Below are 22799 nucleotides of genomic sequence, written 5' to 3'. Positions count from 1 at the left end.
TACAAATAATGTATCCTCGTAAATGATATATAACATACTTAAGCGAAGTTTGATAATTGGCTGGCAAACGTGTGGTACTAACTGCTGATCGTAGTTTAATGACGAATTATAGAGGAAATTTTCTATATGGATTTATTGCATGTGGACCATACGAAGTACTTCCAGAGTGGGTTTTTGATAAAGTGTTTTGTCCATCAGTTGAAACAGACCCAATCACAGGAGAAGTCAAAGTAGCCCAAGTAGGACTAAGAAGAATAGAAAGCTCACTACTTCAAGGAGGATACAGAAGAGAAGATGTTTTCCTTGCACATCCTGAAATGTTACATAAATCTATTGGGCCTGATACCAAAGTTGTAGGAATTAATGTGATGGATCCATTAGGTATGGCTCCAGTTACAACAACAATGTCTCCAGAAAAATTATCCTATGTTGCCATGAAATTCAAGAAAATGTGTGCCAGTATTATCCAGCTCAAAAAACAGTATGATTTCAAAGTTGTTGTTGGCGGTAACGGTGCATGGGAATTAGCTAAATCAGATAGAATGAAAATACATGGAATTGACACAGTTGTTGTTGGTGAAGCAGATGAATTAGCTGTAGACTTGTTCCAAGATTTAGAAAAAAATGATGCGCCGGAATTAATGCATTGTTTTGTAAGAAATCTAGAAAACATTCCAGTGATTGAAGGACCTACAATCAATTCATTGATTGAGGCAATGAGAGGATGTGGAAGAGGATGTGACTTTTGTGATGTAAACAAGAGATCAAAGAAAGATCTTCCATTAGACAGATTACAGCATGAAGCTAAAACTAATTTAGATTATGGATTCGATTCAATATGGTTACATTCTGATGAAATGTTATTGTACGGATGTGACAATAGAGATTTTATTCCAAACAGAGATGCCATTGTGGATTTATGGAAAGGTCTTAAAGGATTAGGAGCAAATTTTGTTGGAACAACACATATGACATTCTCTGCGGTTGCAGCAGATCCTATTCTAATGCAACAAATTTCTCAGGTTAATGAACAAGATAAAACAGGAAGATGGCTTGCAACCAATCTAGGAATTGAAACTGTAGCACCAGCAATGGTAAAAAAACATCTTGGTGTTAAAACAAAACCTTTCGCACCAGAAGAATGGGGTAGTGTGGTAAGAGAAGGCGCAAAAATTCTAAATGAAAACCATTGGTTCCCAGCAGCAACAATCATCATTGGCTGGCCTGATGAAACACCTGATGACATACAATACACGATTGATATGATGAGTGATTTTAGAGAGATGAATTTTAGAGGTTTAGTTGCACCATTACTTTACCAAGATTTTAGTGAAAAGAATTCAATGCATTTTGGAAATTTAAATGAAGCACAATTTACATTGTTTTGGAAATGCTGGGAAAATAACTTACGTGTCATTAATGATATCATCCCAATTATTCTCAGAAACAAGACATATGGGCCACCAATGAAGGTATTCATGTATGGAATTCTCAAAGCAGGAACTTGGGCAATAATGAGATACCTTCGAGGATTATGTAAGGATCTGTTTAACGGTAGAACTCCAGATGAGATCATTGACAAATATGCAAGAAGCAGATCAGTATCTGCACCTAAAATTCAAACAAAGAAATTATAGATTTTCAATAGCAATATCTGCGATAGTATTACGCTTTGGTGTAAGTGAGATAAAGTATACCTTGTCTGCTCTTTCAATACTTGTAACTTTTTTGAATGATTTTGATGCTACATCAAATTCATAAATTCCAGGTTCTAGTGAACCTTTCGCATAAAGCATAAGATAAGTTTCTCCAGTTGCAGGACTGAGTGGAATAAATGACATCACATAGCCTTTGTAAGAGTTGATTGGCATTGTGTTTTTCATGGGTGGTGCAGCTGAAGCCATATACATTAGAATATCTTCAACACTTTCAAATTCCTCATACTCAATATGCATAAAATATCATAATGAGTTTCAGTATAATAACTTACTAGAATAAAATTGGATTATTTTCTAGATTTTAGATATTTGTTAACTTTGAATCCAATTAATGCAGGTGCTGCAATATACATTCCCAAGTTAAGTGTGATTACAGAAATACCCAATCCTAAAACTTCTGCTTCTGAACCTTCATTAGCTAATGACATTATTGACAATGTTGAAAGCATTGGAGTGATAGCAGTCTTTACCATTTCTTTAAACATAGGATTTTCTCTTTCCCAGTCTGAAACTGTTGGTGCAAATGAATAGTAAATTGTGTTAAATCCGCTCATGAATGTTGTACCAGATGAGGTACTGAATAATGTATTGTCTCGAATTTCTCTTAGTAGTTGAACTTGTGGAGCTAGTTCAGTTCCATATGTTGCAGTGGCAATTAAGCAGCCAGGTGTATCATCAACTGGTGGAGGAGTAACTTTGATTACTTGGCATACACCATTTACTAATTCAGTTCCTTTTCCACATATTGGATCTACTGGAATTGGATCTACATCTACTGGTGGAGGTGGTGGAGGTGTTGTATCTGGTGGAGGTGGTGGAGGTGTTGTATCTGGTGGAGGTGGTGGAGGAGGTGTAGAAACTACTGCTTCTCCGCCAACATAATTAACTGTAGTAGTATTCTCATCTGGGCCGTATTTTACTTCAACAATATAATCACCATTGGTTTTCCATAGTGGGCCACCAGCCACGAAACTAAATGTAAAAGAACCATCAGACTTTGGCATTAGTTGACCAATACCAACACGCCCTGTTTCATCAGGTGTAATAATTACATAAGTAACTGCTCCAGCAGTTATTGAAGAAGCATCATAATTTTTTATATTTCCAGAAATTGTGACAGTTCCACCGTTGGCAATAATATTTGCATCAGAGGTTACAGTAATTGGAGCAATATTATGAGTGTCTGCAAAAACAGAACCATTTACACCATAAGATAAAATCGATATAGACAATAAAGCAAATGCTAAGAATCCTACTAGCCTCATTTTCATTTTGATTCACCAACTGAGAGTATTTATATTTTCAACGAAATAAAAATTGACCAGATTATATTCGAATGATACCTTTTTTGACCAAGTATTGAATTGATTTTATAAAATCTTCATCAGATATTTGATCATTGGCCCACCATTTTGCATTGTTTTTGATCCAATTAGGGACTCCCTGTTCTGAAATAGAGATGGCACTACCAGGGAAAATTGTGATCAATCCTTCTTCAATAAGATATTTAATTGCTTTAACAAATTCTGAATCTGAAACAGTGCCAGAAGACCACCATTTTGCATTGTTTTTGATCCAATTAGGGATTACAGGATCAGACACTACAAATGAAATTGTCTTGATGACAGAATCATTATGAGATAGTTTTATTTTATAAACACCCGACAATGAATTTTCATTAATTGAAATAACAGATCTGTAACTTCCACTACTAGACAAAGTAGCACCAAAATTTTGGGTTTGTCCATCAGGAGTTGTGATAACTACATCTAATGGGATCCCTCGTCTAGGATTATCTATACTTCCAAAAAGAATTATTTCTTCAATATTTCCAAACTTTGGTTTCATAATCTCATACGCACTAAGTTGTGGAGAGCTGTAAAATGAAGTAGGAGTATTTTTCAATAAACTGAAAGTATTTGCATTACCAGAATTATCTCTAGAATCATAATATTTTGCATCAAGACTGCCTCCAGCTGAAGAGATTAATGCAGTTCCAGTTTTGTTACATATTTTTGATGGCATTTTGAACACTCCTTCAAAAATTCCAGTGCTAGATCCAGTTTCAACAAGAGTAAATCCACTTGCACCCAAGCCACCATATTCAACACCATCAACAGTACAGCGTTTGTAACGAATATCTTTGATCAAAACTTCAAGTAAGACAGTTCCATCTTTGCCTACAGTATCAACATTAAGAGAGTTGGGATCATTAACTGTGAAATAAATATCAACTAAATCATTTTTCAAATTAAGATCAGGATCATGTAATGTAATAGTTACAGGTTGTCCAAAACGATATGATTGTGAGTTGGAAGATAAAACACCTGAGCTTGTATTAACATTAGATTTTGTAGAAGTAGTTGTAAAAACACCAGACACATCAAGATCAGAATAGGAAATGGTAATTCCTTTATCATCAACAAGTCTGTTAGTAACAATGAATTTGATTTGATCATCTATTGTTTGTATTGTTTGAATAAACGTTGGATCTAAAATATTTAGTTGATTTGCAACAGAATATTCAAAGGTACCATCAAAAGTAGAAGTATCATCACCTGTCTCTTCTAATTCAAAACGATAGATAGCATTATTCACATCATCTGAATTTACAATTCCAAATGAAAAAAAATCAAATATTATGGGTTGAGAATTAATTTCACTAGAGACAGACCCAACATTAATGGAATCATTAGTAGAATCAAAATTAATTACAAGAAAAACAGCACCACTTTTTGTAAATATTGATTGAATATCAACATCATCAATTTGTACAAAACCAGATGGTGCAGTCAAATCACCTTTATCAACTATAGTAACAGGTGATGAACCAATTGTACCAAAGGATAATTCGATGGTAGTATCAGAAAAATCAGAAATGCCAAGATCATTTGAAAATGATCTTAAATCATAATTTATCCAGTTTGTACCATCAGAATTAGATATGGATGAATCAATTAATCGTGATTGTAATTGAGAGGCAGAAATTCCTAAATTCATAGAGATTTTCTCAAATTGACCATTTGGAAAAGTGGTAGTATCAACAATCAATCGGGCAGAATTTGAATCAGATATTTTTGATTCGACTGAGGTTCCAGGAAAAGCAGTCATGGAATCAGTGAGAAAGCGGACATCAGATGCAGCCTCAAGAGTAATGGGGTCACCAATTAGCATAGTTGGAATTATTGTTGTATCACTAAATGCATCCAAATCATTTCGGGAACCAGAATTTGTGTTTTGATCAGAGTCTACTAACACTATAGGTATTTTCACTCCAGGTTTCAAAGAGTCTCCATTACCAATAGTCAATGTAGGACTAATCAAAGATACAGTGGCTGTTGATGAACCAGTAATAACAGATGCAGATTTTTTGTTATATGTGACAGACCCAGATTGACCACGTGGGGCATTGTTTAAAATTTCTAATATAGACTGATCATTATTATCAGAATTATCAAACATGCCAGAATTCGGACCTGTTTCAACCAATGTTAGAATTTTAGAATATGTCTTAATTCCATCAGATGCACTGGTATTAGGTTGTTCAATATTTGATTGTAATTTAAGAATAGATCCCAAATTCACTCCAAGTTTCCCATTATTTTCAAAACCAATGTTTGAAAGATGTGGAACCAAATCTACTAAACCTGAACCGCCATTTGCAGAATTAGAACCTGAATTATCATATGCTTGGTAAAATGTGGAAGATGTAGAATTGATATTAAATGTCCAAGAATCTTCATCAGTTGGATCCTGATTTAATTGAAAATCATGTATTGTTAAGAAAACATCTGCATTATTTGGATAGATGTCTCTATCAAGAATCATGGAAATGTTTGGAATTTCATTATATTCTAATGAAACCTGTTGTGATGGACCGCTTGGATTGTATTGAATATTAATTCCGTCAAATGAGTAAAGTTGGATCAATGGCCACGCATTAGAATTTAATCCAATTTGACCTGTTGGGACATTAGAATTTGTGTTGATTGATTTTGCATTACGGATTACATTATTCAATTTTGGACCAGAAGGGGAAGCAGTACATTGAGAAAATGAAGAATCACCATTAGTAGAACCAGTTGCAGAACGTGGAAGAGCAAATCCATCAGTTTCAGATAGAGTTATTCCAATTACAGAAGATGCAGTATCCCTGCTACAAAAAACTCCAAAGTCTAAACCTTTTCCAGCAAGACCAACTGTGGAATCTGCTTTCTTTGCTTTGTCAACATTAGCAAAATAAGCATACCAATTACCATCAGATGCTTGCACCATTCGTAATGATTTTCCATTAAGTGTAACATCTGGTTCACCTTTTCCTTGACCAGTATCACTAAGATTTGGATCAATTATGACAACTTCAACAACCATAGAACCTGCAAAATGATTATCAAAATACGAATTTTCAGCAGATACGAACAAGTTAGGATTGCTGGATGCCTCAACATCTATTATTGGGATTAGTGATATTATTGAAAAAGTGGCCACAAAAGTAAGTAATTTCCCATACAACATACCAAAACGAGGTTTTATCCCAAATAACGTTGTCGCATCATTTCTTCTTAGAAAACGGTAATACGTGATTCAAATTATCAAAAAGAAGGAAATGTTTGTTCAAAGAACCAAGGTTTTACAGATTTCGCTTTTGGCCATATTTTCAGCATTTTTAGTAGAATTAGTTTTTGGGTTAATTTCAAACAGTCTAGCATTAATTACTGATAGTATTCATGCACTATTGGACAGTGTAGTTACTCTTGTGTTATTGTTGGCAGCAAGATTGGCAATCAAACCACCAGATGCAGAACATACTTACGGACATGGAAAAATTGAATCGTTAGGAGGATTAATTGGAGGAATAGCAATTTTTTTAATTGCTTGTTTTTTTATTTACGAATCAATAAACAGATTACAAAGTCCACCCCCCAATGTATTGCCTGGATTATTTGCAATAATTGGAGGTGTATATACAATTGGAATTGATTTTTTCAGAATCATACTATTAAGAAAATCCATTAAGAAAATTGGTGGCGCTACACTCAAAGCAGATTTCTATCATGCATTTATGGATCTTGGATCAACATTAGTTGCAATAATAGGAATTATTCTAGTGTCATACGGATTATATTTTGGCGATTTTATTGCAGCATTAATTTTAGGAGTACTGTTGGCAATTCTAAGTGTAAAACTAGTATACAAAACAGCATCAGACTTGACAGATATAATATCACCGGAAATTGTAAAAAATGTAAAAGAAATTTCGTTGTCTACTGAAGGAGTAATAGATGTAGGTCCAATACTTATGCGAAGATCAGGTGATACAATTTTTGCAGATGTGACAATATCATTAAGAGGAGATACTAGTTTTGATAAAGCTCATGAAATTAGTAACAGTGTTGAAGAGAATATAAAAGAGAAAATTTCTAATGCATCAGTTACAATTCATTTTGAACCAAATTGGAAAAATGTGCCACCAGATGCAAAAATTTTAGAAATAGCAAAAAATGTTGAAGGTGTAAAAGGAGTTCATAATGTTATTACGCATAAAACCAAAGGAAAGACATATGCCAATTTACACGTAATGGTGGATAGAGAAATCGATTTATCATCAGCACATAAAATTTCTGAAAGTATTGAAGAAAAAATACAAGTCGAAATACCCGAAATTACACATGCTACAATTCATCTAGAACCATTTGTTACAGTTCCTGAAAGTTTTAACATCGAAGATACAATCACTGAAGAGAAAATTAAGACGATATTGAAAAAATATCATGAAATTAAAAAAATTGGAAGGATATCATCGTTAAAATTTGAAAATATCCTCAAAATAGATATTGATTGTTCGTTTGACAAAGAATTATCGATTGAGAAGGTTCATGATTTAACATCAGAGATAGAACACAGAATTAGATCAGAGATTAAAAACTCTGTAATTACAATTCATCCAGAACCAGATTAAACTAAGATGCTAGTCAGATACATTACTAACATTCCAATTGCAAATCCAGACACAACAGCAAGACTAGAGAGGTTTTTGTCATTTTCCTCTTGAATCCATTTCATGATAACTACGATTACTTGAAAAATCGCACCTGCTCCAATAGCAAGAAAAATCACTGACGTGAATGGAGAATAAACAAAGCCACCAATCCATGCCCCAAAAATAGCAGGACTACCAGCAATTATTCCCATAGCGGCAAGTTTTCCAAGCATCAACTTGCCTCTCGACATTGGAGCAGCTATTGCTAAACCTTCAGTTGTGTTATGTAATGCAAATCCAACAATCAAAAAAGTACTAAATGCTATCGAACCCATACCCACAGCTGCACCAATTGCAAGTCCTTCACCAAAATTATGCAATCCAATTCCAATTGAAATCATCAGTGCAATAGCTACAGGTTTTGTAAATTTTGAAGAGTTTGCCTTACTGACAAGTTTGTTTCCAACATAATATAATCCAAGAAAAGACAACACAGTGACTGTAGCTACAAGTAATGTCCCATTGAAACTTGTTGCTAAATTTTCATCAGAGACTTCAATTGCTTCTTCAATAGAATCAATTGCCAAGAAAAGTAGTAAACCAGCAGTTAGTGCTAAAAAGAAATGATATTTTTGTTTACTAATTTTTTTGATAAATGGAAGCCACAACAATCCAATCATAACTGGTATTATTCCAACATACGTGCCAATAACTGCAAAAAATATCACAAGATCTAAAGATAACTCTAATGCAGGAGCAGCTGCTTCAATTTCTTTTTCAAACCTTGTTCCATCTTCAATGGTAATTCCAACAGTGTAGGGTTCAGCCTCATTCCATTCAAATGGAATTCGAACTAAAGTGGTTTCAAACCTATCTAGAAATCTATCAGGTTCAACTGCAGCAGGTTGAATTCTGTCATTTACATCAGCCATTGCCACCTCAACTGGAATAGGACCTGTGTTTCTAACAGTGACCTGAATTTCAGAATCAACAAAATCTATTTTTTCTATGGTAATTTCAGGAAGAACGATTCCAAAATCTAATAAATCTGCACCAGGACCGAAAATATAGACCATCATCAAAATAATAAAAATAAAAGGGATAATCCCGCTAGCAACAATTTTTCCTTTTGAATAATTATCACTGAGTTCCATATTCTAACTCCCGTACATCTTGTTTAGTTGATTCATTTACAAGGAAAATCCCTACCCAACCTTTTTCTGAAAATTCAACTTTATGTGCATGAAAGAGATATTTTCCAGGATAATCATATTGAAATTCTATTATTCCACGCTCAGTTTGAGATAAAGTAATCATATCTGTATAAAATGATGGAACAAGATCAGTTCCTGTAGGATAATATTTGTACAAATTTCCATGAAGATGTAGATTGTTAATAGGGTCAAATTCAACCATGTTGACAACATAAATTCGAATTAATTCATCAGTGTCAATCTGTATAGGATGATGTTGATAATAAAACGGAATAGTGTTAGCAGCATAGAAATTATTTTCAGTATCAAAATCGGTATCCAATCCATTTAACACCATAACCATTTCATCAGCTGGTAGACGATCTTCTTTTGGATCAACAATAAAAACACCATAAAGACCATGAACAATATGTTCCTCAAGAGGCATAACATGGCAATGATAAGGATGAACTCCAACAGGATCTGCTACAAATTCATATACAAATTGTCCACCATTGCCACCTACTGGTTCAAAGACTCCATCCATTCCAGCAGGATGAATTCCATGAAAATGCATTGTGTGAGATTTTGAACCATTATTTATGAAATGGATTCGAAGTAAATCGCCTTCTGTTGCTCTAATAGTAGGGCCAGGAACAGTTCCATTAAAAGTCCAAACATTGTAAAATACACCAGGGGAAACTTCCATAATTTTATCATCTTCGGCAACAATTGTAAATTCTCGTACTATGGTGCCATCTGATAATTGTGAAACTCGTCCATAATTGAAATCACGAAGATATACCATAGGATCAAATTCCACAGTAGATACAGTGTAAAGGGGATCAATGACTTCTCCAGATGTTTGTATTATTGCTCCTGAATGAGTTACAAATGTTTTAGATGTAGATTGAGCGTCAGAAAATGTTGGAAGGATTGCAATTGCTGAAAACGCAAGTACTAATGAAAGTAGCAAAATCATTACTGAAGAACGACTAATTCTCAATACATAGTAAAAAACTAAAATTCTTTATTTAAAGTTACCCTAAGCTAACTTTTTTAGCCCAATCTAATTTTATTTGAGTCATAAATTTAGAAAAATTAGGTTTAAACTAAAGAAAATCTGCTGAAATATGTGCAAAAATCAGGATTATTTATGATCATTTTAGGACTATTAATCGTGACAGGATTAGCAATAACAATATTTGAAAATCAAGTAACATTGGAAGGAATAAACCAAGGGAATGGAAGAGTGAGTACAACTGAAACTGTTACAATTTCTGTTGAATTAGATACAAGTAAAACACCACTTGGGGTTTTTGCAGTTCAGGTAATGGAATTTAAAGAAAATACAGTATTTGTCAAAGTATTAGATCCAACAGGTAATGAAATAACTTCTCAAGAAGTTAACAAAGACACAATAGAAAAAGAATTCGAAGTATTAGAATCTGGAACTTATCAATTACTAGTTCAAAGTTATAGTGATGAAGGAATCTATGTTGCAGGAGCAATTGGACCACTTCCCGATGCAGATAAGAAATTCATTATTTCAATTATTTCGACATCAATTCTAATGATTGGTATGATAGGATTAGTCGTAGTTGGAGCCTATGAAATTAAAAATAGAAAAAATCAGTTTAGATAGCTATCCATTTTTTCCAATCCATCAATAGCAGCATCAAAATTATCACTATTTTCAATAATGCTTCCAAGTTTCTCAGAATTTGCATTAATTAAACATCTTCCGTCATCTGAATTTTTAGAAATAAACCCGTGTTCAATCAAATATGAAAGTCTCTCAAGAACTTCAGATTCAGATATTGATGATTTTTGAGCCAAAAGTGAGCAATCTTTTGCTCCATCTTCAAGTTCGGCTAAAATAGATGACGTTACAGGATCAAACATACAATCTATTATTTTTTCTCGATCAAATGTTTCATCCATGGATAAAAGATGAAGAATTTAGAAATTTATAACTTTTTGAATGGAGTTTTCCAATAAGATAATTAAGAAAAAGACAGTAAGAAAATTATGCAAAAACTTTGCAGTAGAGATCCAACGGGAAAAGGGGTACACTGTTTTTGTGTAAATATTGACGTGCAACGAGGAGTTAAGAAATGTTGTAAATGCAATCAATGGAATGTGCATGGAAAAGACTGGACTAGTAATGAAGATTTTAGATGATTAAGCGTAAAAAGATATCAAAGATTAGGCATGAATATCAAAAACAGAATAAATGACATTTCAAAAGTCAAGTAATTTGATGCCTAGCATGGTTTTTATCGGGGATTCCTTGAATTTTTGAATACTTGAGCACACAAGAATATCGACATATTGTCAGAATCGTAGGAAACGACATTCCTGGAGAAAGGAAAATGTTGGTAGGATTGACCCAAATCAAAGGTATTGGATATAATTTTGCCACTGCAATTCTTGATACACTTAAAATTAACACAAATTCTAACATAGGTAATCTTACAGAAAAAAATGTTCAAGAAATTGAAAAACTAATCACAGATCCAATTGGTGGAAATTTTCCAATATGGTTTCTCAATAGAAGAAAAGACATTGAGACAGGAGCAAATTTACATTTGCTAACATCAGATATTCCATTTACATTAAGAAATGATATTGAAAGAGAAAGAATAACTGCAAGTTGGAGAGGTTATCGTCACCTCAATGGTCTTAAAGTCAGAGGACAGCGAACCAGAACTTCTGGAAGAAAAGGTGGTGCAATTGGAGTTGCAAAAGGTGGAATGGCTGCACCTGTTAAGAAAGGCAGTGCAGGAGCACCTGCAGCGGATGCAGTGGCACCGGCAGCAGTACCTGCAGCAGCGCCGGCAGCGGAGAAAAAAGCATAGGTGTTTTGAATGGGAGATCCAAAATATCCACGTAAAGTTTGGAGAAAACCAAAAAGACCTCTTAACTATGAATTAAAAATGGATGAGTTAAAAATTCTAGGTACATTTGGATTAAGAACCAAAAGAGAATTATGGAAAGCACATACAGAATTATCTCGTGTTAGACATCAAGCTAGATCATTACTTGCATTAGGACAAGAAGTCAGAGCAGAGAAGGAACCAATTTTAATGAAATCACTTGCAAGAATTGGCCTAGTAAGTGGCGATGCAACATTGGATGACGTACTTAATCTAAATGCAAATGATTTACTATCACGAAGATTACAAACCATTGTAACAAAAAAACTTGGGTTCAAAACACCATATCAAGCAAGACAAGCAGTAATTCACGGTCACATCATGATTGGTGAAAGAAAGGTAAACATTCCATCATACACAGTTACAGTAGAGGAAGAAGGCAGTATACATTTTTCACCAGAATCAAAAATTCCAGAAATATTAGAGAAAACTAAATCAGAAAAGCCAGTTGTTGTGGCTAATACTGAAGAATCAGAAGAGTCTGGAGTCAAAGATGGTACTGAAGAATCAGAAAAAGAAAAATCAACAGAATAATCAAAAAAATAAGCGTATCAGTAAATAACCCCAATTATCAACTAGAAAGCATCATGTGTTCAATTATAGGATATTACGGAAAAAAAAATGCAGCACCAATTATCGTAAAGGGATTAAAAAGAATGGAATATCGTGGATACGACAGTGTTGGGGTAGCTACAGAATCAAACAACCAAATTGAATTAAAGAAAGGAATTGGAAAGGTTAATGAAGTTAATTCAAAAATTCAACTAGATTCACTTCCAGGAAAAATAGGTATTGGACACACTAGATGGGCAACACATGGAAAAGTAACAGATTTTAACGCTCATCCACATCCAAGTAATTCAGGAAAAATTGCTATTGTACATAATGGAATAATAGAAAATTTCGAAGAATTAAAAAAACAATTACAAGATGAAGGATATAATTTCAAAAGCGAAACAGATAGTGAAATTATTGCCAATTTGATTCAGAAATATTATGAATTGACAGGAGATGTTAAAGAGACAATTTTAAAAACAGTTTCAGAGATTAAAGGACATTATGCATTTGTTGCAATGTTTGAAAATGGGCAACTAGCAGCAGCAAGATTTCATGAACCATTAATCATAGGAGTAGGACAAGATGATTTCTTTCTATCAAGTGATGTCTTAGGATTCATCGAATATACGGATAATGCAATTTATTTAGAGAATGGGAATTTTGTAATTTTAGAAGAAAACAAATTTCAGATTTTAGATTATAATGGAGAACACGTAAAATACGGAATTACAAAAATATCTAAAGAATTCGGAGATGCGTATAAAGGAGATTATGCACATTTTACATTAAAAGAAATTTATGAACAGCATGAAACAATCTTGAAAGCTGGAGAGAAAACACAAGAGGCAATTGAAAAAACTGCAGACTATATCAAGCATGCAAAAAACATCTATGTGACAGGCAGTGGAACCAGCTATAATGCTGCACTTATTGCAAAACAAATTTTCTCAAAATATGCCAAAATTAAAGCAGAGCCAATCATGGCAAGTGAACTGCAATTTTCACCAGATAGCATAGAAGAGAATTCCATCATCATAGCAGTTTCTCAAAGTGGAGAGAGTGCAGATGTTTTAGATGCAGTGAAAATTGGAAAACAGGCAAATTGTAAAATCATAGCCATTGTCAATTTATTGACATCCTCACTTGCACGTGAGGCAGATATTGTAATTGGAATGAATTGTGGACCTGAAATTGGAGTAGCTGCAACAAAAAGTTTTACATCACAATTAGTCATACTTTACAAAATTGTGCAAAAATTGAGTGACAACACAATAACAATTAATTTTGAAAAGTTTGCTGAAACAATTTTAAAAATATTGGAAAACCCAAAAAAAATACAAGAAATTGCAAAACAGATGAAAGAGATCTCAGATATCTATGTACTTGGACGAGGTATTAATTATCCAATTGCAAAAGAAGCAGCTTTGAAATTAAAAGAGTTGACATACATTCATGCTGAAGGCATTCCAGGGGGAGAATTAAAACACGGACCTCTCGCATTAATGGATTCAAATGTATTTGTGATAATAATTAATCCAAACGATTCTACATATTTAGACACATTAACTAGTGCAAGAGAAATCAAAGCTCGTGGAGCAAAAATTATTGGGGTTTCAGATATAGAAAGTGATGTTTATGATTATTGGATAGAAATGCCAAAAATTGATCAAGTGTTATATCCGATTTCAGAAATTATTCCAATTCAATTTTTATCGTATTATGCAGCTCTTGAGAAAGATACAGATCCAGATTATCCTAGAAATCTAGCAAAATCAGTTACTGTAAAGTAAATAGTCGATTATATTCTTTTTCTGCCATCTCTAAAAATTTTGCAGAATTATTCCCAGTTTTAATCATTGATGAAATAATGCTTCCTCCAGCTCCTACTCCTTCCTTTGCAAACCCTTCAGAAAATGCTTTCAAACCAGCATGTTGAGATTTTTCCAATGCAGGGTTCACAGCGATTGCAGGTATATCAACAATTTCTTTTATCAGGCTAGTAAAATTTGCACTTTTGTCATTAGTAATGTATGATGTTGTCCCAATTACGGTATTGTCTTCATTGAATCCAATTTTTGATGCAAATGCCAAAACTGCTGCCATTTGAGTTCCACCTGCCAACATTACATTTGACACATTGGATGCAGAACTTAGCATACCAGCTACAAAAGGAATCATAGGATCACCGACTTTTGCCACAATACTGTATGGATGATCAGAATCCAATCTTTCAAGAGCAGATTTAACAATTTGATTTTTTAATTCAATTGGATTATTTGGTATGCTAGAACTAACTTTAGCATCAAAACCGAATGCTTTGAGTACTGCTAATGCAGTAGTGGTTCCACCAGGAATACTTTCACCTATTATCAAACAGTCAGTTAAAGATGCCATACTTCTTCCAACAATTCTTCCATAATCTACAGCATGAGAGACTTGGGAATCAGTCATCGCATTATCAGTGGATATATTTTTTCCAAATGACATTCCAGTATCAATAAATGGGAGTTGAGGAGAAATTTTACTTCCAGCATTAATTACCAAGTGAGGAATGCTAGCTGATTCCAAGGCAGTTTTTGTCAATAATCCAGGAGTGGGTTTACCATCAGGAGTCATTGGAATTTTATTAATTGTTTTACAATATCCATAATGAAGATATTCAGCATCTGCAGGAGGAGTAAACTGAATTGAATCCTTATCTGCACCTGCAAATGTAATTCCAGGAACTTCACAAGTTTCAGTGTATGAAATTACAAATGAAAATAGGAATCTTTTAGATTTCATTGAATCTAGAAAAATTTTCCCTTGTTCAACATTACCAAATAATTCAAAGTTTTCCATTGAAATCACTAACTCATCATATCAATAAACTGTTGTTCAGTTCGTTTTTGCATTACATGATTGGTGATTTTCTCTTGCCCAAGAGTAGACGTTTCAGAATGACCATAATTATGGCCAGAATACATGACTAAAGTTTCATCCAAATTGTATAAAACATCAAAAAGACTATGATATAGATCTTTTACGCTGCTTCCAGGCAAATCAATTCGACCACAATTTCCAACAAACAAGGTATCACCTGAAAAAATTTTTCCATCGCCAATAAGACAGATACTATCTTGCGAATGACCTGGAGTATGCAATACCTTTAATTTTGAATTTCCAAATTCGATGAAATCTCCATTCTTTACTGTGATATCGTGTTTTAATTCTGAAGATTCGTGTTGGATAACAGGTGCATTTGTAGATTCTACCATTGCTTCATTTCCCAAGGTATGATCAAAATGATGATGAGTGTTTACAATGTATTTTATTTTGAGATTATTTTTTTTAATTATCATTTCTAATTCTATTAAATCCCACGAAGGATCAATGATGATTGCCTCATTGGTGTCCTCATCTTCAACAATGTATGAAAAATTTTGCATGTTTCCAACTTGAATTTGATGTACTTTCATAATATACCCTCTTCAGCTTCAGGCGGGATTCCAATTTTTTCTGTGAATAATTCTCCAGTCAGATCTTTTCGTTTAGGAATTCCTTGTTTCATTTTGTGAAAAGTTACGGTCATATCACACTTTGTAAAAATATTTGCAGTTAATCCAGTTTGTGGGTCTAAACCAGATGGAACATCAACTGCAAATTTGTAACAATCAGTTTGATTGATGTAGTTTATTGCAGAAGCATATGGTTCTCTAATTTCACCAGTTATACCTGTACCCAATATTCCATCAATTATCACATCAGGAGTGAAATCAAAATTAAAAGAATCTCCTGTTACTAGTTTTATGGATGGCATTTTTTCTAAAATGGACCAGTTCCAAGTGCTTTCTTCTGTTTTAATTTTGTCAGGAGTACCAAGAAGCATAACCGTTGTTTTTGCCCCATGACCAGCAAGATGTCTAGCCATTACCAATCCATCTCCTCCATTATTTCCTAATCCAGCAAAAATTAAAATATTTTTTGATTCTACATTCCCAACTTTTTCTATTAAACGTCTGACTGCTGCAGCCCCAGCATTTTCCATCATGAATTTTTTTAAAAATCCCATAGCATGACCTTTATTTTCAATATTGTACATTTGATCAACAGTAATTTCCATATCTACCATGAAATTATATCTAAAATAAGAGTTTAGCAAACGGCTTTATCCTAGATTTTTAACATCGATAATCATGACATTGAAAAATGTAAAGCAGTCACTGAATGAAATTGCAAAATCCTTAGGGGAAGTTCAAGATGCTAGAGAATTCCTGCTTACAAACACAAGAGAGATAATTATTCTCTGTAGTAAATCAATTATTGCAGTTCATAAAGGAGACATAACAACTGGAAAAACCAATCTTAAGAAAGCAAGTGTATTATTAAACAAATATAAGAAAAAAGCGACAGGAGAATTAAGAAAATATCTGATCATCCCAGAACAAGAATTTGTAGAAGCTACATGTTTGATTGCAATTGTTGAACAAAAAGAAATACCATCAGATAAAAAATTGGCAGTTATGCCAGAATCATATGTTTTAGGATTACTTGATTGTGTAGGAGAATTGAAACGGCAAGTGTTTGATAAAATTAGAGTTGGAAAAATTGATGAAGCAACAAGAATTTTTGAAGTGATGGAGAACTTGTATCTTCAACTGTATACTTTTTCATTATATGATAAAGTTGTAAAGGAGGCAAGAAGGAAAATAGACGTTAATAGAATTCTAGTAGACGATGTTAGATCTGTAATAACAGAAGAGAAAAGAAGGACAGAACTAATCAAAATTTTACAAAAATTAGAAAAATAATCTAAAATACAGTGCGGGCGATGGGATTTGAACCCACGAACTCCTAAGAGACTAGCCCCTCAAGCTAGCGCCTTTGGCCAGGCTGGGCGACGCCCGCAACAGAACTTCCATTCATGGTTTTTATAATCCTTGATTACTTTTTCAATCGTGTTAATTCCAGTTAGATGTTTGACATGTGGAAAATTAATTGCTGATAAATTTGATGATTATCAAAATAAAATTAAAGCAGGGGAAGATCCTACAAAAACTCTTGATTCTTTAGGTTTTGAGAGATATTGTTGTAGAAGAATGCTTTTGACTAGTGTTGAAACAATACAACAAGTGATTCCATTCTACGAAGCAATTCAGAGAAGAAAACAAGAAGTTCAATCTGAGTTAGAATAACTTGGCCAGGGTTTCCTCTATTGAAGGACGGATTCTATACAATAGTAGAGGAAGTAAAACAATAGAAGTAGATGTTAAAACAGATAATAAATTTCTAGGAAGAGTATGTGCACCATCCGGTGCAAGCGTAGGGAAATATGAAGCAGTTAGTTTTCCAAATAATAGTCCAGAAGAAAGTCTTAGAATTTTAAAAGAAAATTCTCAAAAGTTTATAGGTTTAGAATCATCAGATCTAAAAGCGATTCACAATGTTCTGAAAACATTAGATGGTACAACAAATTATTCAAAGGTTGGAGGAGCATTAGCTTTTGCAGTGTCAATTGCAGCTATGGAATCAGCGGCAAAGGCATTAGACAAACCATTGTTTCAAATCTTATCATCAGAATCATCATTTAATTTTCCATTTCCTTTAGGAAACATATTAGGTGGAGGAGCGCATGCAGGACCTGGAACTCCAGACATTCAAGAAATATTGATTTGTGCTACAGGCTCAAAAACAATTGAAGACGCCATTGAAACTAATTTATCAGTTCATAAAGAATTACGAAGTGTTTTGGAGAAAGAAGATCCAAGCTTCACAAATGGACGAGGGGATGAAGGAGGTTGGGCACCAAAATTGGAAAATCAAAAAGCATTAGAGATTTCTGCAAAAGCATGTGAAAATTTAGGATTTACTTTAGGAAAAGAAGTATCATTAGGAGTAGACTTTGCATCATCAACACAATGGAATGAAGAAAAATCAAAATACGTATACAGTAGAGCAGGATTTGAAAATTCTACTGGAGAACAGATTGATTTTGCAGCAAATATTATTGAAAAATTCAAATTAATTTATGCAGAAGATGCGGTTCATGAGGAAGCATTTGAAGATATGGCAGAACTAACTACAAAGTTTCCAAAGACATTGATTACAGGGGACGATCTAACTGTGACAAATAAAGGAATCTTGAAAAAAGCAATTGAGAAAAAATCATGTAATGCCGCAATTCTAAAAGTTAATCAGGCAGGAAGTCTTTTTGATGCTTTAGAATTTGCAGATGAAGCAACCAAAAACAACATACGATTAATCACATCACATAGATCTGGAGAATCCACAGATTCACAAATTTCCCATATAGGTTTGGCAACAAAGTCAAAAATGCTCAAAGTTGGCATTGTTGGTGGAGAAAGAGTAGCAAAGCTAAATGAATTATTACGCCTATCAGAGCATGATTTAATACGCGGTATGGCAGAGATTTAAAATCGTCATGAGCCAACAAACTGAGAGCACGGATATCAAAAAGAAGGTTCTAGCAACCGGAATAAGAGTGGGTACGCAAGTAAAGACAAAATTCATGAGATCGTTTATCACAAAAGCCAGTCCAGAGGGACTTTACATGTTAGATTTAGACATTACATTAGAAAAAATTCAAACAGCCGCCAAATTTATCAACAGATTAGGAACAGAGAATCTAATAGTATGTTCAGGTAGACAATATGCAGAAACGCCGATTGAAAAATTCTGTGAAGCATTAGGCTCAAAAAAACTGCTAAATAGATTCATGCCAGGTACCCTGACTAATCCTTCATTACCATATTACATTGAACCAAAACTTGTTTTAATTTCAGACCCTCAAGTAGATGAACAAGCAATTATAGAAGCAACAAATGCAGGAATTCCAATAATAGGAATTGCAAATACAGATAACATCACATCAAATCTAGATGTGATCATTCCAGCAAACAACCGAGGAAGAAAAGCACTAGCAACAGTTTATTGGTTATTAGTACGTCAAGTCTTAATCGAAAGAGGTGAATTAAAAGAAGGCGAGTCAATGAAAGAGGAAATTGATGATTTCGAAACAAAGATTACCGAAGAGGAAATCGAATAAATTATTTAAAAAATTAATGCATTCAATTGAAATCTAAAGCTTCTGCACCAGGAAAAGTAATTCTTTTTGGGGAACATTTTGTAGTGTACGGTGTAAAAGCTATACTGTGTGCAATTGACAAAAGAATTAACGTTACAGCAGAAAAGATTGACGATAAAAAAATATCCATCAGATCAAATATAGGTGAACTTGTATTACCTCCAAATAAACCAATTTCAGAAATCAAGTCTCCGCTAAAACCATTTTATTATTTAGCTAATAAAATTATAGAAAATCAAAGTACAGGAATTGAAATAGTTGTAGAATCAAACATTCCATTAGGAGTGGGTTTAGGTTCATCATCTGCATGTTGTGTTGCAGGCGCTGCAGCAATATCCAGATTATTCAAAAAAACATCTAAAGAAGAAATTCTTGATTTAGCAATAGAAGCAGAAAAGACAATTTTTGAAAATACGTCTGGAGCAGACTGTACTGTTTGTACTTATGGTGGCATAATGGAGTATGACAAAGAAGAAGGATTTCATAAAATAGAATCCAAGCCTAATTTCCATCTAGTTATTGCCAATTCAAACATTGAACACTCTACAAAAATGGTGGTAGACAAAGTAAGACAATTTAAAGAAAAAGACGAAGCAGAATTTTCATCTCTATGTAACATGGAATCAAAATTAGTTAAAGAAGTCTTAAAATTATTAAAAGTAAATGACATCAAAAAATTAGGAATTAAAATAAAAGAGAATCAAGAATATTTAGAAACTATAGGAATTTCAAATGATAAATTAAGAGAAATGATTCAAATAGGTCAAACTGAATCATTTGGTGCAAAAATTACTGGTGCTGGGGGAGGAGGATGTATCTACGCTCTTACAGATGAATCAAATCTTGAACATACTATGAATCAATTCAAAGATAAGAATTTTGATTGTTTTGCAGTTAAAATTGATTTTAAAGGTCTGGATACTTTTTAATTGATCAAATAATTTTGAAGGATATGATTCTAATAAAATTAGGTGGATCCATTATTACAAATAAAGAAAAACCAGTATCTCCCAGGAAAAAAACAATTGAAAATCTTTCTAAAAGTTTAAGGAAGATTAATGAGCCAGTCATCATTGTTCATGGAGGAGGGTCTTATGGACATTATTGGTCTGTAAAATACGATATGCATACAAAAGAAAAAAGATACGATCCAAAAGGAGTTGCAACTGTTAAAAATTCAATGATTGAATTAAACAAAGTTATTTTGGATTCATTACTGAAAAATAAATTAAATCCATATTGTCTTCCTCCAACTGATTTTATGTCTGGAAATAAGCCCATAACTAAAAAAATTAAAGAAATTGCAAAAATTGCAAATTCAGACCTGATTCCAGTCACATATGGAGATGCATTATGGTACGGTCAGAAAAAAACATACATTTTGTCTGGAGATAAAATCATGACACATCTTGCAAAAATCTTGAAACCTAGATTGTGTATTTTTGCTCTAAATGAAGATGGATTGTATTCTGATTTAAAAACAAAAAAACTGATTTATGAATTACAAGGTGAACGTCCATCAATATCTGAAAATAAAATGGATGTAACTGGAGGGATGACTAGAAAAGTTGAAGAAGCATCAAAAATTGCAAAGATGGGAATCAGCGTATTTTTTGTGAATGGAAATAAACCAGAAAGAATTGTAAAAGCGGTTAAAAATAGGATCTTTGAAGGAACATTGTTTAGGGGTAAAAGAATTGTCTGAAGAATTTGTAATTTTAGTGGATGAGAATGACAATCCTATCGGTAGTGAGGAGAAAGTAAAGTGTCATTTACCAAATGGAAAATTACATAGAGCATTTACTGCACTATTGTTTGATAATGATGGAAGATTAGTTCTTACAAGAAGAGCAAAAGGAAAAATGTTGTGGCCAAATGATTGGGATGGGACATTTGCAAGTCATCCAAGAGAATCAGAAACGTATGTTTCATCTGGAGAAAGAAGAATGCCAGAAGAATTAGGAATCAACAGTACATTAGATTATTTACATAAATTTGAGTATCATGTTCCATACAAAGATGTAGGATCTGAAAATGAAATATGCGGAACTCTAATTGGGGTGATTGACAAGTCAACAAAATTAAAAGAGATTGAAGGTGAAATTGACGAAATTAAATGGATTTCAGCAATTGAATTACTTTTGGAGATAAAGACTAATCCACAAATCTATTGTCCATGGATGCTTATTGCGTTGAAATTATTGGATAAATCAGATAAAGCCATGCTTAAAAAATATGCAAATATCTTATCTACATGGATGAGCAGTGAAATTCATAATGAATTGCAAAAAGCAATTGAAATTCACCTGCCAAATGACAAATGGAGATTAGTAAATGAATAAAACTAAACAAATGGAGCAAAATGCAAAAACAGTTAACAAATATCTAAATTCAAAACTAAAAGGAAATCCTAAAAAGCTCTATGATGCAGCAGGACATCTAATCGTTAATGGTGGAAAAAGACTTAGGCCGTATATGGTGATCAAAAGCTGTCAGATTCTGAAAGGCAATGTTTCTAATGCAATGCCTGCTGCGAGTGCAGTAGAAATGGTTCACAACTTTACATTAGTACATGATGATATTATGGATAATGATGAGATGCGCCATGGGGTGCCTACAGTACATAAAAAATTTGGTATGCCAATTGCAATACTTGCAGGTGATGTTTTATTTTCAAAAGCATTTCAAGTCATAACTGATTCTAAATTATCTACAAATGCTACAACTCAACTCGTATCTAGACTTGCAAAAGCATGTGTAGATGTATGTGAAGGTCAATTACTAGATATTAAAATGGCAGAAGAGAGAGAAATTCCAGCACAGGCAGAATACATTACAATGATCGGTAAGAAAACTGCGGCGTTGTTTGATGTGTCTTGTGCTATGGGAGCAATTTGTGCAACAAATAAAATAAAAGATATCTCAAATCTTTCATCATTTGGAAGAAATTTAGGAATTGCTTTTCAAATAACTGATGATCTTATTGGAGTGATGGGTGATCCTAAGATTACAAAAAAACCAGTAGGAAATGATCTAAGAGAAGGAAAGAAATCACTTCCAATTTTAATGGCAATAAAATTAGCAAAAGGGAACAATAAAAAAATAATTCTAAAAGCATTTGGAAATTCAAAAATTTCAAAAAAAGATCTAAATAAAGCTGTAGATGTCATCAGATCTTTAGGAATAGAAGAAAATGTTAGAAAACAGGCACTAAAATACGCAGAAAGAGCTGAAAAATCATTAGGGACCTATTCAGGTCCAGCAAGGATAGAGTTGATATCATTATTAGATTTTGTAGTTAAACGAAGCATATAGTTGTCAAAGGTA

23 protein-coding genes and 1 tRNA gene are annotated in these 22799 nt (G+C 33.4%); 14 read left to right on the top strand and 10 right to left on the bottom strand.

Going from position 1 to position 22799, the window contains the following annotated elements; all coding sequences use genetic code 11:
- Nucleotides 1–56 precede the first annotated feature (56 nt).
- Nucleotides 57–1637, top strand: a complete 1581-nt coding sequence (locus tag WDZ98_RS05240) for a radical SAM protein (RefSeq protein WP_368059271.1) — start codon at nucleotides 57–59, stop codon at nucleotides 1635–1637.
- Here WDZ98_RS05240 and WDZ98_RS05235 read toward each other — a convergent pair.
- From WDZ98_RS05235 to WDZ98_RS05225, 3 genes are read right to left on the bottom strand one after another with little or no spacing between them, the layout of a single operon-like run.
- Nucleotides 1632–1955, bottom strand: a complete 324-nt coding sequence (locus WDZ98_RS05235; RefSeq protein WP_368059273.1) for a hypothetical protein — start codon at nucleotides 1953–1955, stop codon at nucleotides 1632–1634. The two genes, WDZ98_RS05240 and WDZ98_RS05235, sit on opposite strands and share 6 nt — an antisense overlap.
- Nucleotides 1956–2005: 50 nt before the next feature.
- Entirely contained in the window at nucleotides 2006–2989 is a 984-nt protein-coding gene (locus tag WDZ98_RS05230; RefSeq protein ID WP_368059275.1) for a CFI-box-CTERM domain-containing protein, read from the bottom strand.
- Between the two features lie 55 nt (nucleotides 2990–3044).
- Complete coding sequence (locus WDZ98_RS05225) at nucleotides 3045–6233, bottom strand: peptidase (RefSeq protein WP_368059277.1); 3189 nt, start codon at nucleotides 6231–6233, stop codon at nucleotides 3045–3047.
- Between the two features lie 91 nt (nucleotides 6234–6324).
- Between WDZ98_RS05225 and WDZ98_RS05220 the strand changes: the two genes are divergently transcribed.
- Complete coding sequence (locus WDZ98_RS05220) at nucleotides 6325–7677, top strand: cation-efflux pump (protein ID WP_368059482.1); 1353 nt, start codon at nucleotides 6325–6327, stop codon at nucleotides 7675–7677.
- Here the strand turns inward: WDZ98_RS05220 and WDZ98_RS05215 are convergent.
- A complete protein-coding gene (locus WDZ98_RS05215) occupies nucleotides 7674–8852 on the bottom strand; it encodes a ZIP family metal transporter (protein ID WP_368059279.1) in 1179 nt (392 codons plus the stop codon). The two genes, WDZ98_RS05220 and WDZ98_RS05215, sit on opposite strands and share 4 nt — an antisense overlap.
- Nucleotides 8839–9873, bottom strand: a complete 1035-nt coding sequence (locus tag WDZ98_RS05210) for a multicopper oxidase domain-containing protein (protein ID WP_368059484.1) — start codon at nucleotides 9871–9873, stop codon at nucleotides 8839–8841. Before WDZ98_RS05210 ends, WDZ98_RS05215 begins: the two co-directional genes overlap by 14 nt.
- 153 nt (nucleotides 9874–10026) lie before the next feature.
- Between WDZ98_RS05210 and WDZ98_RS05205 the strand changes: the two genes are divergently transcribed.
- Nucleotides 10027–10536, top strand: a complete 510-nt coding sequence (locus tag WDZ98_RS05205) for a hypothetical protein (RefSeq protein ID WP_368059281.1) — start codon at nucleotides 10027–10029, stop codon at nucleotides 10534–10536.
- On the opposite strand, the gene WDZ98_RS05200 is transcribed toward WDZ98_RS05205, so the two are convergent.
- Nucleotides 10524–10835 (bottom strand): hypothetical protein, encoded by a 312-nt coding sequence (locus WDZ98_RS05200; protein ID WP_368059283.1) that lies wholly within the window; start codon nucleotides 10833–10835, stop codon nucleotides 10524–10526. The two genes, WDZ98_RS05205 and WDZ98_RS05200, sit on opposite strands and share 13 nt — an antisense overlap.
- Nucleotides 10836–11200: 365 nt before the next feature.
- On the opposite strand from WDZ98_RS05200, the gene WDZ98_RS05195 reads away from it, so the two are divergent.
- The 3 genes from WDZ98_RS05195 to glmS are packed head-to-tail and all read left to right on the top strand — an operon-like array spanning nucleotide 11201 to nucleotide 14178.
- Entirely contained in the window at nucleotides 11201–11752 is a 552-nt protein-coding gene (locus WDZ98_RS05195) for a 30S ribosomal protein S13 (RefSeq protein WP_368059285.1), read from the top strand.
- 9 nt (nucleotides 11753–11761) lie between these two features.
- Nucleotides 11762–12364, top strand: coding sequence for a 30S ribosomal protein S4 (locus tag WDZ98_RS05190; protein WP_368059287.1), 603 nt, complete (start codon nucleotides 11762–11764; stop codon nucleotides 12362–12364).
- Nucleotides 12365–12417: 53 nt separating this feature from the next.
- Nucleotides 12418–14178, top strand: a complete 1761-nt coding sequence (gene glmS, locus WDZ98_RS05185) for a glutamine--fructose-6-phosphate transaminase (isomerizing) (protein ID WP_368059289.1) — start codon at nucleotides 12418–12420, stop codon at nucleotides 14176–14178.
- Here the strand turns inward: glmS and cobT are convergent.
- From cobT to WDZ98_RS05170, 3 genes are read right to left on the bottom strand one after another with little or no spacing between them, the layout of a single operon-like run.
- Nucleotides 14165–15229 carry a nicotinate mononucleotide-dependent phosphoribosyltransferase CobT gene (gene cobT, locus WDZ98_RS05180; protein WP_368059291.1) on the bottom strand — a complete coding sequence of 355 codons (1065 nt, stop codon included), beginning with the start codon at nucleotides 15227–15229 and terminating at the stop codon, nucleotides 14165–14167. The genes glmS and cobT overlap by 14 nt on opposite strands.
- Before the next feature lie 8 nt (nucleotides 15230–15237).
- Nucleotides 15238–15846, bottom strand: a complete 609-nt coding sequence (locus tag WDZ98_RS05175) for an MBL fold metallo-hydrolase (RefSeq protein ID WP_368059293.1) — start codon at nucleotides 15844–15846, stop codon at nucleotides 15238–15240.
- The gene (locus WDZ98_RS05170; protein ID WP_368059295.1) at nucleotides 15843–16490 is read right to left on the bottom strand and encodes an NAD(P)H-hydrate epimerase; all 648 of its coding nucleotides are present in this window, start codon (nucleotides 16488–16490) and stop codon (nucleotides 15843–15845) included. The genes WDZ98_RS05175 and WDZ98_RS05170 overlap by 4 nt, the downstream gene beginning before the upstream one ends.
- A 73-nt stretch (nucleotides 16491–16563) precedes the next feature.
- Here WDZ98_RS05170 and WDZ98_RS05165 point away from each other — a divergent pair, with 73 nt between their 5' ends.
- Nucleotides 16564–17178, top strand: a complete 615-nt coding sequence (locus WDZ98_RS05165) for an RNA-binding protein (RefSeq protein ID WP_368059297.1) — start codon at nucleotides 16564–16566, stop codon at nucleotides 17176–17178.
- A 12-nt stretch (nucleotides 17179–17190) separates the two neighbouring features.
- Here the strand turns inward: WDZ98_RS05165 and WDZ98_RS05160 are convergent.
- A tRNA-Leu gene (locus WDZ98_RS05160) sits at nucleotides 17191–17275 on the bottom strand.
- 50 nt (nucleotides 17276–17325) lie between these two features.
- Between WDZ98_RS05160 and WDZ98_RS05155 the strand changes: the two genes are divergently transcribed.
- From WDZ98_RS05155 to WDZ98_RS05125, 7 genes are read left to right on the top strand one after another with little or no spacing between them, the layout of a single operon-like run.
- Complete coding sequence (locus tag WDZ98_RS05155) at nucleotides 17326–17562, top strand: DNA-directed RNA polymerase subunit N (RefSeq protein ID WP_368059299.1); 237 nt, start codon at nucleotides 17326–17328, stop codon at nucleotides 17560–17562.
- 1 nt (nucleotide 17563) lies between these two features.
- Nucleotides 17564–18802, top strand: coding sequence for an enolase (locus WDZ98_RS05150; protein ID WP_368059301.1), 1239 nt, complete (start codon nucleotides 17564–17566; stop codon nucleotides 18800–18802).
- A gap of 7 nt (nucleotides 18803–18809) precedes the next feature.
- A complete protein-coding gene (gene rpsB / locus WDZ98_RS05145) occupies nucleotides 18810–19433 on the top strand; it encodes a 30S ribosomal protein S2 (protein WP_368059303.1) in 624 nt (207 codons plus the stop codon).
- A gap of 26 nt (nucleotides 19434–19459) precedes the next feature.
- Nucleotides 19460–20401 (top strand): mevalonate kinase, encoded by a 942-nt coding sequence (gene mvk / locus WDZ98_RS05140; RefSeq protein WP_368059305.1) that lies wholly within the window; start codon nucleotides 19460–19462, stop codon nucleotides 20399–20401.
- Nucleotides 20402–20424: 23 nt separating this feature from the next.
- Complete coding sequence (locus WDZ98_RS05135; protein ID WP_368059307.1) at nucleotides 20425–21177, top strand: isopentenyl phosphate kinase; 753 nt, start codon at nucleotides 20425–20427, stop codon at nucleotides 21175–21177.
- Nucleotides 21170–21814: an isopentenyl-diphosphate Delta-isomerase gene (gene idi / locus WDZ98_RS05130; protein ID WP_368059309.1), complete on the top strand. Its 645-nt coding sequence runs from the start codon at nucleotides 21170–21172 to the stop codon at nucleotides 21812–21814. The genes WDZ98_RS05135 and idi overlap by 8 nt, the downstream gene beginning before the upstream one ends.
- On the top strand, nucleotides 21807–22787 hold the full coding sequence (locus WDZ98_RS05125; protein WP_368059311.1) for a polyprenyl synthetase family protein: 981 nt from the start codon (nucleotides 21807–21809) through the stop codon (nucleotides 22785–22787). Before idi ends, WDZ98_RS05125 begins: the two co-directional genes overlap by 8 nt.
- The last annotated feature ends 12 nt before the right edge of the window (nucleotides 22788–22799 follow it).

It is taken from the genome of Candidatus Nitrosopumilus sp. (genome assembly GCF_040878665.1).
Classification (GTDB): Archaea; Thermoproteota; Nitrososphaeria; order Nitrososphaerales; family Nitrosopumilaceae; genus Nitrosopumilus.
This window is presented reverse-complemented; position numbering and strand designations above follow the sequence as displayed.

What these genes read in the sequence shown, in the direction of transcription:
- WDZ98_RS05235 (WP_368059273.1), bottom strand. Translation starts at nt 1,955, where the DNA reads ATGCATATTGAGTATGAGGAATTTGAAAGTGTTGAAGATATTCTAATG.
- WDZ98_RS05230 (WP_368059275.1), bottom strand. Translation starts at nt 2,989, where the DNA reads ATGAAAATGAGGCTAGTAGGATTCTTAGCATTTGCTTTATTGTCTATA.
- WDZ98_RS05225 (WP_368059277.1), bottom strand. Translation starts at nt 6,233, where the DNA reads ATGTTGTATGGGAAATTACTTACTTTTGTGGCCACTTTTTCAATAATA.
- WDZ98_RS05220 (WP_368059482.1), top strand. Translation starts at nt 6,325, where the DNA reads ATGTTTGTTCAAAGAACCAAGGTTTTACAGATTTCGCTTTTGGCCATA.
- WDZ98_RS05215 (WP_368059279.1), bottom strand. Translation starts at nt 8,852, where the DNA reads ATGGAACTCAGTGATAATTATTCAAAAGGAAAAATTGTTGCTAGCGGG.
- WDZ98_RS05210 (WP_368059484.1), bottom strand. Translation starts at nt 9,873, where the DNA reads ATGATTTTGCTACTTTCATTAGTACTTGCGTTTTCAGCAATTGCAATC.
- WDZ98_RS05200 (WP_368059283.1), bottom strand. Translation starts at nt 10,835, where the DNA reads ATGGATGAAACATTTGATCGAGAAAAAATAATAGATTGTATGTTTGAT.
- WDZ98_RS05190 (WP_368059287.1), top strand. Translation starts at nt 11,762, where the DNA reads ATGGGAGATCCAAAATATCCACGTAAAGTTTGGAGAAAACCAAAAAGA.
- glmS (WP_368059289.1), top strand. Translation starts at nt 12,418, where the DNA reads ATGTGTTCAATTATAGGATATTACGGAAAAAAAAATGCAGCACCAATT.
- cobT (WP_368059291.1), bottom strand. Translation starts at nt 15,229, where the DNA reads ATGGAAAACTTTGAATTATTTGGTAATGTTGAACAAGGGAAAATTTTT.
- WDZ98_RS05175 (WP_368059293.1), bottom strand. Translation starts at nt 15,846, where the DNA reads ATGAAAGTACATCAAATTCAAGTTGGAAACATGCAAAATTTTTCATAC.
- WDZ98_RS05170 (WP_368059295.1), bottom strand. Translation starts at nt 16,490, where the DNA reads ATGGAAATTACTGTTGATCAAATGTACAATATTGAAAATAAAGGTCAT.
- WDZ98_RS05165 (WP_368059297.1), top strand. Translation starts at nt 16,564, where the DNA reads ATGACATTGAAAAATGTAAAGCAGTCACTGAATGAAATTGCAAAATCC.
- rpsB (WP_368059303.1), top strand. Translation starts at nt 18,810, where the DNA reads ATGAGCCAACAAACTGAGAGCACGGATATCAAAAAGAAGGTTCTAGCA.
- WDZ98_RS05135 (WP_368059307.1), top strand. Translation starts at nt 20,425, where the DNA reads ATGATTCTAATAAAATTAGGTGGATCCATTATTACAAATAAAGAAAAA.
- WDZ98_RS05125 (WP_368059311.1), top strand. Translation starts at nt 21,807, where the DNA reads ATGAATAAAACTAAACAAATGGAGCAAAATGCAAAAACAGTTAACAAA.